Below are 11,879 nucleotides of genomic sequence, written 5' to 3'. Positions count from 1 at the left end.
AGTTTAGAGCATGAGTCTCAATTATCTTGATTTTGAACTTCCAATTGCAGAGTTGGAAGCAAAAATTGAAGAACTTAAAAACGTAGGTCGCGGTGGTGAACTGGATCTGAGTCTAGAAGAAGAAGTTTCACGCCTTAAAGATAAGAGCGTAGAGCTGACCAATAAAATTTTCTCTGATCTAGGTCCATGGCAGGTTTCACAACTTGCTCGTCACCCGTTACGTCCGTATACCAAAGATTATATCGAGCGTATTTTTACCGAGTTTGACGAATTAGCAGGCGATCGCGCATTTGCTAATGATCCGGCTATTGTAGGCGGTATTGCACGTTTAGATGGCGAACCAGTAATGGTTATCGGTCAACAAAAAGGCCGCGATACAGCAGAGAAAATTAAGCGTAACTTTGGTATGCCAAAACCAGAAGGCTACCGTAAAGCGTTACGTTTAATGGAAATGGCAGAGCGTTTTAATATGCCAATTATCACGTTTATCGACACGCCAGGAGCATACCCGGGTGTTGGTGCTGAAGAACGTGGTCAAAGTGAAGCAATCGCTAAAAACCTTAAAGTGATGGCAGGCCTTAAAGTGCCAGTGATCTGTACGGTAATTGGTGAAGGTGGTTCGGGTGGTGCATTAGCAATTGGCGTGGGTGACCGTGTTAATATGCTTCAGTACAGCACATACTCAGTAATTTCACCGGAAGGTTGTGCGTCAATTCTTTGGAAAAGCGCAGAAAAAGCCCCGCTTGCTGCAGAAGCTATGGGTGTAAGTGCCGATCGTGTTAAGAGCTTAGACTTAATTAACTCGATTGTTGAAGAGCCACTAGGCGGTGCACACCGTAACTACGATGCAATGGCGAAATCGCTTAAAGCACAAATTAAACGTGACTTAGGTGATTTGAAAGCTTTATCATTAGAAGAAATGTTAGAGCAGCGCTATGAGCGTTTAATGTCTTTTGGTTACTGCTAATTAAAAGACTTTGGAAAAAGCCGCATTTTGCGGCTTTTTTTGTTTATGAAAGATATTTATTCCACTTTTAAATATGAGCTTAACAACACTGAAAAAACGCGCTTTACTGTTGCGCTTTCTGGCGGTGTTGACTCGGTTGTATTATTACATTTAGCGAAGCGTTATCGCGATGAATTCACGCACATTGAAATCGACGCTGTGCATATCAACCATGGCTTAAGTGATAATGCCGATATGTGGCAGGCGTTTTGTGCCGATTTATGTCAGCAATGGCAAATCCCGTATACGGCTTACCGAGTAAGCGTAAAGAAAGCTAATCGTGAAAGCTTAGAGGCGGTGGCACGCACGGCACGTTATAACGCACTAAAAGCGCACTTGCATAGCGATTCAGAATTATTACTTGGACAGCACCTTGACGACCAAGTCGAAACGTTTTTTATTCGTTTAAAACGCGGAGCAGGGCTGTTGGGATTAGGTGCGATGAAGCAACGCTCTCGCATTGAAAATGGTTTACCTGTATTTCGCCCATTACTAGGCATTATGCGAAAAGAAATCGTTGAGTACGCAAAGGCTCAGCAACTTTCAAATATTAATGATGAATCAAATCACGACGATCGCTTTGACCGAAATTTTTTACGTAATAAAATCCTTCCTGAACTTAATGTACGTTTTAAGGGTTTTAGCAATACCGTTGCTCGTGTAGTGAGCTTACTGCAATCTCAACAACAATTACTGGATGAATACATTGCCGAAGACGCGAAAAAGTGCATTTTTCAACAGCGTTTTCTGCTCAATGAGGTAATTGGTTTTTCGCGTGCGCGTATTGATAATTTAATACGCTACTGGCTACAGCAAAATAACCTAGTTTTACCATCTCAAAAGGTGCTCAATCAAGTTAACCAGCAAGCATTTAAGGCAAAAATGGATGCGCAAGTGAGTATTGAATGTAGTGGCTTTGCGATTAAACGCTACCAAGATGCTTTGTTTATCGTGTTACCTCAGGCGGCGCCTGAAAATCAAGATAACATTGGGCTAAGTTCACTGGTTATCGGTAACCAAGAGTTTAGTGTAGAAAAAACAGCTCAAGGTGTGCGTGCGCCATTTATGGATGAACACGTTAATCTACGTTTTGATATTGGCGCTGAAAAGTTTACCTTACAACACCGAAACTGCACTAAGTCGGTTAGCACATGGCTAAAAGAGGCTGGTATTCCCCCTTGGCAGCGCCCATTGGTTGCAGGAATTTACTATAATAGTCAACTTGTTCAAGTGATTGGCTTGGGCATATCAAAACATGCATACGCCGAAAATGGGCTATGTTGGCAACAAAAGGAAGCAAATGAAAACTAGTCAAGCAGTTGGTTTTTCACTTATCGGGCAAGCTTATATCGGCTTAATTGTATTTGCAGTGGTTTTGGCGGTTAGCCTTATTTTTTCGTTTAATCTCACTGTGGTGATCTATGGCGCTATTTTTGGTGCGATTACTGCTGCGTTGCTGCTGTGCTATTGGTTAGGGAAAGGCGGAAGTTTCTTTTTATTAGCGGTAATGTGTCCACTTATTTGTATTATCGTGACACCAATTACCAGCTTTTTTGAAATAGCCAATGTGCTCGGGGCTTTTTTTGTTGGTTTGTGTTTGCTGCTTACCGGTTATCGTCTAAAAAAAGGAAGCTAGTGCTTCCTTTTTTCTTCTTGCTATGCCTTAGTTTGTTTTGCAACAATCCCGTCCGTCTTGTTTTGCTGCATAAAGCGCTCTGTCTGCGCGTTCAAAAATACTGTTAGGAGTATCTTTTGCCTTACTTAATGAAAAACCAATGCTGGTGGTTACTGAATGGGTTTTCAGTAGTTGGTGACTGTGCACGCGTTTTTTAATGCGATTAGCTAAGATATGACTTACTTCATAGTTGTCGTCATCAATTAAAATGGCAAATTCATCACCACCAAACCTAAATACGGTGTCGGTGCCTCTTACGCAGTCTGTCAGAATATTGGCAAAATCAATCAATACTTGATCGCCCACTTGGTGCCCATGTTGATCGTTTACTTGCTTAAAGTTATCTAAATCTAGCAACATTAAACCAAAGCTGCGGTGATGACGGCGGCTTCGTTCAAGCTTACGGTATAGGCAATCATCAAACATACTGCGGTTATTTAGCCCGGTTAATGCATCTTTGGTAGCCAGTTTTTTCACACGTGAAAACAATAGTGCATTGCGCAGAGGGTAGACTAGTGCGGTATGTAATCTTGCTAACTTCTGCTTTGCGTATTGTGGTAAGTTTTGGCAAAAGTAAATAAGCTGGCCAAGACGTTCGCCATCAGCCATTAGGTCAAAGGCGTAGTTTTCACCTTCAATTTTACTGCCAGTCATTTCAATTACCCCTTCGGTACTATGAAATTGTAGGCCTGCAAATTGCACTACGCGTGATGCTTCAACCGAAAAGATGTTTAATAATTTTGTAAGCTCAAGTGTTTTTTGAAGTTGCGTTACTAACGCATGGGTATGGCTTATGTCATTCTGTTCAGAATAGATCTGGCCATACGGCAAATAATCGCCGTTGCTGTCTGTTTGACGCGTTAAAACATGTACGTTTTCCACTTAACTACCCTCATACTACCGCAAAATATTAAGTACATGGATATTTAAGCAAAATCTAAGCCATTTTTATTAAGTGGCAGAAAAACAGACACTTGCTATATTTAATTGATTAGAGAGACTCGCTTCTAATGAATTCGTCAGTTTTTCGACATAACGCTTATTATATTGGTAGAGGTGGTGTTTGCAGCATACGTTTGGTGTTTACTTCTATATCTTGATTGCCGCTGTGGTGCTGATTTGGCTGTTTAAACGCTTTAATCTGCCACCCATTTTGGCTTATTTAGCGGTTGGAATTCTCGCCGGTAAAGACGGCTTTGCGTGGCTTGAACAAAGCGAACAAATGCACTTTATTGCTGAACTTGGCATTGTTTTTTTGCTGTTTAGCTTAGGATTAGAGTTTTCAATTCCTCGTTTACTTGCTATGCGCCATATTGTTTTTGGCGTCGGCGTAATGCAAGTCGTAATAACTACCTTAGTGGTCATGGTGCTGTTGTGGTTATCGGGCATCTCAATGATCGCGGCATTCAGTATCGGTAGTTTAGTTGCCTTGTCGTCAACCGCGATTGTGGTCAAACAAGTCAGTGGCTCGCCATTATTGCGCTCAAGACCTGGGCAGCTGGCGATTGGCGTTTTGCTATTTCAGGATATCGCGGTAGTGCCTTTATTAATCGCACTTCCGCTTCTGGCAAATGGCTCAGAGTCGTTATGGACCACCATTTTAACGGCGTTGGCAAAAGGCGGGATGGTTGTTGCGCTATTGATGGCCGTTGGCAAATGGGTACTTCCGAGAATTTTCAGTGAAATAGCGCAAACACGCAGTGATGAATTATTTGTGTTGACCACCATATTGGTTGCACTTATTGCGGCAGCGATAACGTCTGCTTTTGGCTTATCCATGGCGCTAGGCGCTTTTCTAGCAGGCATGATGTTAGGTGAAAGTGAATATAAGCATCAACTAGAAGCCGATATCCGCCCATTTAGAGATATTTTAATGGGGTTATTCTTTATCACCATCGGCATGCAGCTTGATATGGCTTTTGTTGTGGCTAACTTACAATGGATTGCACTTGGGTTATTTGGCTTGCTGACACTGAAAGTGGCGATTACGTATTTTGTGACGAAAGTGGCGGGCGAGAATCATGAAAATGCGTTGGCAAGTGCACTTATGTTATGCCAGATGGGTGAGTTTAGCTTTGTCTTAATATCACTCGCATTAAAATACGCTTTGTTAAATTCGGCGAATGCATCCTTGCTGTTGTCAGTTGGTGTATTAAGTATGGCGATAACGCCTTATTTGGTGGATAACGGCGCTTCGCTGTCGTATAAAATTCTCAATAAAGTTGCCCCTAATTTGCTGACAAAAAATAGTCAAAGTTATGACAACAGCGATGCTCAGTTTGATGAATTTAGTCAACATGTTGTGATTTGCGGATATGGTCGTGTAGGGCAAATTATCGCGCGTTTTTTAAAAACGGAGGCAATTCCGTTTGTTGCGATAGATAGTGACACAGTGCGCGTTAAAGAGGCGCAGGCCGCTGGAGAAAATATCTATTTTGGTCAGGCAAAGCAAAAAGAGGTGCTAAAAGGTGCCAATATTGCAAAAAGCCGCCTTGTGATTATTACCTTTGCCGATAAAGACAGCACATTTGCGATTATTAATAGTATTAAGCAGCTTGCACCTAAGGTTAAAATTTTAGTGCGCATGCGCGATGATAGGTATTTATCTGAGCTCAAAGATAAAGGCGTTACAGAAGTAGTACCTGAAAAGTTAGAGGCCAGCCTTATGTTGGTATCACATGTACTGTTTTTAACTGGGGTACCCATGCGCCGTATTTTAAGGCGTGTGCAAGCAGAGCGTAGCAATCGCTATGGCTTACTACACGGTTATTTCCCAGGTGATAGTACACCATTGACCCCCGATTCATCTGATCACCTTGAATTTTTGCATGCAATCGCGATTACCGAAGATGCCTATGCACGAGGATTATCCTTAGGTGATTTAAACTTAACTAAACGGCGGGTTGATGTGACCGGACTTCGTCGTGATGGTAATGAATTAAGTTTCCCGCCAAGTGATACTGTATTAAAAGCGCAGGATATTTTAATTGTGCGCGGCAAACCGCGCCGTGTTGAACGTGCTGAGCGTTTTATACTAGAAGGGCGCTAGCCCGTTTACCATAAACTTACTGCATATTGGTGAACTCTAAAAACGCCATTATTTCATCTAATTGTGCTAAACCATCTTGGTAGCCAATATCAATCAAATGCTGGGTGTATTCTTTTTCAAAGAGTAAATAACTCACCAGTGACGATTCTGAATGTTTTTTCACACCAATACTGCGCAGTAGCATTTTTATTGGCACAGGCATAGTGTCGTAGTACTGAGTGGCAATGGCATTAAAGTTTTGCGAAGGGTTTATTACAAAGTGCGCGATGCGCTTAAGTTCTTTATGTTTATCGCGCGCAGGAATAAGGGACAAAGTTCGGTTAATACGTTCTAGCCGTTCAATGTCTGCACGTAAGGTATCGGAGAAAATGGTATCAAGCAAATGGCCGGCAATCGTTGAAATACCGGGGTAGTGTGGCTGAAAACCAAAATACTTATTATCAATAGGTTGCTCAACACCAATTACAAAGACTTTTTCCGCGCCTAAATGAATTGCAGGACTCAGCGGTGCATGTTGGTGCACCGAGCCATCGCCAAAGTAGCCTTGACGAATTTTGGTACTTGGGAAAACCATAGGAATGGCACTGGACGCCATTAAATGTTCAATATTAATTGTTGTTTTCTCACCACGTCTTTTGGCTCTGCGCCAAGAGTTGGCATGCTTAGCTTGGAAAAACGCGACGGAATCACCGCTCGAATAACTTGAAGCAGTAATCGATAGTGCCTCTAAGTAGTCGTTGCGAATATTATTATCGATGCGTTTTAAATCGAGCACTGAGCGCAATAACTCTCGTAATGGTTGGTTATTGAGCAAGCTTGCGGGTGGGTGGTTTTCATAATCCGACTGAAAACTACGTAACATATTAATAAAAATATGACCAAATACCGATGAAAAGTTGGTGTGATAAACCTGCTCGGTGCGAAAATTTTTCCACACATGTTCTAACTTTTTAACGGCTAGCTGATAACACGAAGCGTAACAACCGAGTGCCGTTGCATTAATTGCGCCCGCTGATGTACCATTTATGATAGCAAATGGCGTTACTTGATTACGCGGCAAGTTTTTCGCAATTGCTTTTAAAACGCCTACTTGATAAGCCGCTCGTGCGCCACCACCAGTAAGTAGTAATGCAATTTTTGTTTTATGTTTTGAACTATTCCCGCTACTATTCATCAGATACTTTGTATTCTCCCTTTATTGTTAATTTAGAGCACTTTAGATCTAAAATAAATATTTGAACAGTGAAAAATATGACAACGAATTCTCAAAATAAATTACCTTACATTGTCGGACTCTCTCTGGTAGCAATCGTGATAGCGGTAGCAGCCATGCAATTAATGAAAGGCGACAAACCAGTAGAGCCGGGTGAAAGGCAAGTAATTGAATTGCCTCAACCCACTGAACCTTTAGAGCCAGAGCAAGAAACACAAGTTGTGACCAACGACCCTGTGATTGAGCCGGTGGTTGAGCAAGTGGTTGTAACTAAAGAGCCTGAAACTGAAGAGCCAGTAACGCCAGAAGTGACACGTGTGCTGCCTTCGCTTGATGATAGCGATTCAGTTGTACGAGAGTCGCTAGCAGATGTTGTATCGGTTAATTTGTTAAAGCTTGTTGTTAGCGATGATTTAATTCGCCGTGCGGTGGTTTACACCGAAAACTTAGCGGACGGTAAGCTTGCTAAAAAGCATCAAATGTTTGTTTCACCAAAACAAGCGTTTAGCGTAAACGACGGTGCAATTATTACCGTAAATCCAGAGAGTTTTGAGCGCTACGATCCGTATGTCAGCTTATTTACTAAGCTTTCGGAAAAACAAATTGTCGCATTAATTGATGAATATAAACCGCTTATCCAAGATGCGTATGACGAGATTGGTTTATCGGATTATGAGTTTGAACAACGTCTTGCACTGGCGATTCAGCATTTACTTGATACTCCAGCTGTTCCGCTAGATACGCCGCTTACAAGCCAGTCTGTAACATATAAATATGCGGTACCTGAATATGAAGCCTTATCTGACGCACAAAAACAGCTACTGCGTTTAGGTCCAGATAATATGACGCAGGTGAAAGCCAAGTTATCGCGTCTGTTAAAACAGCTTTAAGGTTAATTGTTGCGCAGTTGATTAGCATGAACAAAGTTTTGCTTGAACTTCATCAGCAAAATAGTGATAATCCCTGCGCGCAGTTGAGCAAAACCCTTTGTTTAACTGAGTTATTATGGTGATCTTATTGGTCCTCCCGCAATAATAGCGCGTGAATCTGGTCAGGCCCGGAAGGGAGCAGCCACAGCGTGTGACTTATGTGCCGGGATGTGGCTGGTAAGATTGCCACCCAACTTCTCTCGTTTACTTTCTCAATGTTTACCTTTTAAGTTTCTACTTTCTCATTGATTATTAGTTATATTTTCTTATTTTACTCCTTTACTTAACAGTCATTGTTAAATCGTTATACCTTGTATTTACTTAACACGTAGCAACGCAATACGCTTGTTTTGATTGCCCTGCGTCGAATATTTCTTTTTCTCTTTTTCCTATATTTCTGTACTTCTGTGTCATCTAACTATCAGTTTTTATTCGGTTAATTGATGACGCATTAAAAGTGTCCGCAGCGGACACTTTTTCTGTCCGCGGACAATCTGATTTTTGCATGTTTAAATTTAAGTTGTTGAAATTATTTTAAATTTAAATTTGGCATGCAACTGGTATTAAGTTAATCAGTTTATCGTTTAGGAATAGAATAATGGTAGTAATGTCCGCTTTCTTTATTGTGCCAGCGTTTATGTTGTTGGCTTCATTGTTTATCAGCGTATTTGAACAACACACACGATTTTAGGGAAAAACATGATTAAAGATACCAGTGGCCAAGATCAAGTAATCAAACAAAAGCCAAAACTATTAAAACCGGCTTTAGCGATTACGTTAATGCTATCTGTTGTTACATGGACAGGGTTTGCCATGTTTAACAGTGATAACGCTAGTATGTCGATAGATAAAGCGCAGCTGCAGTTAGCAAAAGTAGAGCGAGGCAACCTTGTTCGTGATGTTGCTGCAACCGGTAAAATTGTAGCGGCGAATGCGCCAAAAGCGTACAGCCCTGAACAAGGCTTTGTCTCATTGAATGTAAAAGCAGGCGATACAGTTGAAAAAGGCCAAGTGATTGCTGAGGTTGAAAGTCCTGAGCTTAACAATAGCTTAAAACAACAAGAGTCAGAATTGGCTAGGCTCAAGGGCGAACTTGCACGAAGTGAGCTGGCGGCAAGACGCCAAGCACTCGCACTGACCAAAACACTTGATTTAGCACAAGTAGAGTTAAACGCGGCAGAACGTGAAAATCGCCGGGCTCAACTTTCAATTGAAAAGCGTTTGATCAGCCAAATTGATTTAGAAAAGGCGGTGGATGATTTAGCCAAAGCCAAACTCACTTACAAACATGCACAACAAGAAGTTGAATTGGCAAAAGATACCTTGTCATTTGAGCTTCAATCATCGAAAAGCCAAGTTGCAAGACAACAGCTGATGGTTGATGAACTGCAGCGTAAAGTGGGAAATTTAGCAATAAAAGCCAGTGTATCAGGCATTGTTGGCAATTTATTGGTTCAGCCAAAGACGATGGTGGTAAAAAATCAAGCCTTGTTAACGCTTGTCGATTTATCGGCATTTGAAGCTGAACTGCAAGTGCCAGAAAGCTACGCGAATGACTTAGGCATCGGCATGACGGTTGAATTAAAAATTGGTTCAGAGCAAATCACAGGGCAACTCTCGGCAATTTCGCCAGAAGTAAACAACCGCGAAGTGACCACCCGAGTGCGTTTTGAAACCAGTGATATCAGTAATATTCGTCAAAATCAGCGATTGTCAGGACGCATTCTACTTGAAAACCGAAGTGATATTTTAATGGTGAGACGCGGTGGGTTTTTAAATGCTGGGGGCTATGTTGCATATAAGATAAACGGCGACCTTGCGCAAAAAGTCGAAATTACCACGGGCGTTACCAGTATTAATCATGTAGAGGTGTTAGCCGGGTTAGATGCTGGCGACGAAATAATTATCTCAAACTACGACACATTCAAAAACGCGGATGCGCTATTGCTACGCTAATCAACAGGAAAGAAGGCAAAAAAATGTTAAAAATGAATAATATAAGCAAGGTGTATCAAACAGAAATGGTACAAACTCATGCACTTCGTGATTTTAATTTAAGTGTTGAGGAAGGGGAATTTATTGCCGTTACAGGGCCATCGGGTTCAGGTAAAACCACCTTTTTAAACATTGCCGGTATGTTAGAGCCATTTACCAGTGGTGAGTATCTACTTGATGGCATTGATGTCGGTAAGCTAAATGATAATCAACGTGCCGATCTGCGCAATCAAAAAATTGGATTTATTTTCCAAGGGTTTAATTTAATTCCAGACCTTAATTTATATGAAAACATTGAAGTGCCGTTGCGCTACCGCGGTATAAAAGCCGCAGAGCGTAAACGCCGTATTGAACAATGTTTAGAGCAAGTGGGGCTCGCAAGTCGCGCGAAGCATTTGCCGCAGCAACTTTCCGGTGGACAACAACAACGTGTAGCAATTGCGCGTGCGCTTGCCGGTGAGCCTCGTTTTTTACTTGCCGATGAACCAACGGGTAACTTAGACAGTTTAATGGCACGCCAAGTAATGGAATTACTCGAGCAAATCAATCGCGATGGCGCAACCATTATTATGGTAACTCATGATGCAGAACTCGCGCGTCGTGCACCACGTAATATCCAAGTTGTTGACGGTCAGCTTGCTGATTTTACCTTGTATCAAGTTAACCCTAATGTGGCTGTAGGAGCATAACCATGTTGAGTCATTATATTGATTTAAGCTGGCGGAGCTTTAAGCGAACGCCGCTTGTCAGCTTTTTAATGGTGCTGGCAATTGCTATTGGCATAGGTGTCACTATGACGAGTCTATCTGTGTATCACATGATGTCGATGGACCCAATTCCAAATAAAAGTAAAAAGTTGTTTGCTGTTCAATTGCAAACTATGGATGAGGTTGAAACATGGTTCTCGTCAGATGATTTGCCTTATCAGTTGACCTATAAAGATACAACTAATCTGCTCAATGCAGATTTACCGTACAAACGCGCGGCCATGATGAAAACGGGGTTTTCGGTACACTTAAACTCAGATAAGGTTAAACCGTTTTTTGAAACTACCCGCGTTTTTTCGCGTGATGCATTTGAAATGTTTAATTTATCGTTTATTCATGGCGGTGTATGGAGTATAGAGCAAGAAGAAAGTGCTGCACCTGTGGTGGTGATATCTCAAAGCTTGAGTAAAAAGCTATTTGGCAGCGACAACAGTGTCGGCCAAACACTTTATCTTGACGATCTCAGTATGCGCGTTGCCGGTGTGGTTAAAGACTGGCAGTTACACGTTAAATATTATGATTTAAACAATGGTTCATTTAACGACCCCGAACAAATCTTTATTCCGTTTTCGTTAATCAAAGCGAATGAAATTAATACCTGGGGTAATACCAATGGTTGGAAGTACGAAGTTGTAAAAACGTTCTCAGATAAATTAAATTCAGAAAAAGTATGGTTACAGTTTTGGGTGCAGCTCAATAACGCCGCTGAAAAGCAAGCTTACAGTGAATATTTGGCAAACTATATTGCACAGCAGCAAACTCAAGGGCGCTTTAACCGTAAAGATGCCCAGTACAAACTAAGAGATGTAAATGAGTGGATTGCTTACTGGGAAGTTGTGAACGAAGACAACAAAATAATGGTCGCACTGAGCTTTATGTTTTTGGCGGTGTGTATTGCCAATATTTTAGGGCTACTGCTCGCTAAGTTTTTACGTCGTGCACCTGAAGTTGGTGTTAGGCGCGCGCTAGGAGCAAGCAAACGTCAGGTGTTTTATCAGCATATTGTTGAGGTGGCGATGCTTGGTTTATTTGGCGGCGTAGTAGGGATTTTAATTGCACAACTTGGCCTTTTGGGTATTCGCCAAAGTTATAGTTATTACGACAGTCTTGCCAATATGGACCTTATCATGTTGCTAACAGCGCCGGTGATCGCGATTGTTGCGTGCATAATAGCGGCATTGTATCCCGCGTGGCTGGTGTGCAAAACTAATCCATCTACGTATTTGAAAACCCAATAAGGACCGT

Annotated in this window: 10 protein-coding genes and 1 other RNA gene; 9 read left to right on the top strand and 2 right to left on the bottom strand. The window is 41.7% G+C overall.

The window, feature by feature from the left end; translation table 11 throughout:
- The first annotated feature begins 10 nt into the window (after positions 1-10).
- Genes accA through ACXAFE_RS09170 form a run of 3 tightly spaced genes read left to right on the top strand, consistent with a single transcriptional unit; the run spans position 11 to position 2,642 of the window.
- A complete protein-coding gene (gene accA, locus ACXAFE_RS09180; RefSeq protein ID WP_054979858.1) occupies positions 11-967 on the top strand; it encodes an acetyl-CoA carboxylase carboxyl transferase subunit alpha in 957 nt (318 codons plus the stop codon).
- 45 nt (positions 968-1,012) lie between these two features.
- Positions 1,013-2,317, top strand: a complete 1,305-nt coding sequence (gene tilS, locus ACXAFE_RS09175) for a tRNA lysidine(34) synthetase TilS (protein WP_475151583.1) — start codon at positions 1,013-1,015, stop codon at positions 2,315-2,317.
- Positions 2,307-2,642: a hypothetical protein gene (locus tag ACXAFE_RS09170; RefSeq protein WP_475151581.1), complete on the top strand. Its 336-nt coding sequence runs from the start codon at positions 2,307-2,309 to the stop codon at positions 2,640-2,642. Before tilS ends, ACXAFE_RS09170 begins: the two co-directional genes overlap by 11 nt.
- 27 nt (positions 2,643-2,669) lie before the next feature.
- On the opposite strand, the gene ACXAFE_RS09165 is transcribed toward ACXAFE_RS09170, so the two are convergent.
- Complete coding sequence (locus ACXAFE_RS09165) at positions 2,670-3,563, bottom strand: GGDEF domain-containing protein (RefSeq protein ID WP_475151578.1); 894 nt, start codon at positions 3,561-3,563, stop codon at positions 2,670-2,672.
- 181 nt (positions 3,564-3,744) lie between these two features.
- Between ACXAFE_RS09165 and ACXAFE_RS09160 the strand changes: the two genes are divergently transcribed.
- Entirely contained in the window at positions 3,745-5,730 is a 1,986-nt protein-coding gene (locus ACXAFE_RS09160) for a monovalent cation:proton antiporter family protein (RefSeq protein WP_475151574.1), read from the top strand.
- A 16-nt stretch (positions 5,731-5,746) separates the two neighbouring features.
- On the opposite strand, the gene ACXAFE_RS09155 is transcribed toward ACXAFE_RS09160, so the two are convergent.
- On the bottom strand, positions 5,747-6,904 hold the full coding sequence (locus ACXAFE_RS09155) for a patatin-like phospholipase family protein (protein WP_054979853.1): 1,158 nt from the start codon (positions 6,902-6,904) through the stop codon (positions 5,747-5,749).
- A 77-nt stretch (positions 6,905-6,981) separates the two neighbouring features.
- Here ACXAFE_RS09155 and ACXAFE_RS09150 point away from each other — a divergent pair, with 77 nt between their 5' ends.
- The 5 genes from ACXAFE_RS09150 (at position 6,982) to ACXAFE_RS09130 (ending at position 11,872) form a co-directional block, all read left to right on the top strand.
- Positions 6,982-7,833: a DUF3014 domain-containing protein gene (locus tag ACXAFE_RS09150; protein WP_475151572.1), complete on the top strand. Its 852-nt coding sequence runs from the start codon at positions 6,982-6,984 to the stop codon at positions 7,831-7,833.
- A 125-nt stretch (positions 7,834-7,958) separates the two neighbouring features.
- Positions 7,959-8,055, top strand: an RNA gene (ffs, locus tag ACXAFE_RS09145) — signal recognition particle sRNA small type.
- 516 nt (positions 8,056-8,571) lie between these two features.
- Positions 8,572-9,828, top strand: a complete 1,257-nt coding sequence (locus ACXAFE_RS09140) for an efflux RND transporter periplasmic adaptor subunit (protein WP_475151569.1) — start codon at positions 8,572-8,574, stop codon at positions 9,826-9,828.
- A 23-nt stretch (positions 9,829-9,851) separates the two neighbouring features.
- Complete coding sequence (locus tag ACXAFE_RS09135) at positions 9,852-10,556, top strand: ABC transporter ATP-binding protein (RefSeq protein WP_475151566.1); 705 nt, start codon at positions 9,852-9,854, stop codon at positions 10,554-10,556.
- Between the two features lie 2 nt (positions 10,557-10,558).
- The gene (locus ACXAFE_RS09130; protein ID WP_475151562.1) at positions 10,559-11,872 is read left to right on the top strand and encodes an ABC transporter permease; all 1,314 of its coding nucleotides are present in this window, start codon (positions 10,559-10,561) and stop codon (positions 11,870-11,872) included.
- Positions 11,873-11,879: the final 7 nt, after the last annotated feature.

The organism is Pseudoalteromonas sp. ABV4_021 (assembly GCF_056159365.1).
The sequence above is the reverse complement of the archived record's forward strand: the minus strand, read 5'-3'. Positions and strand labels throughout refer to the sequence as shown.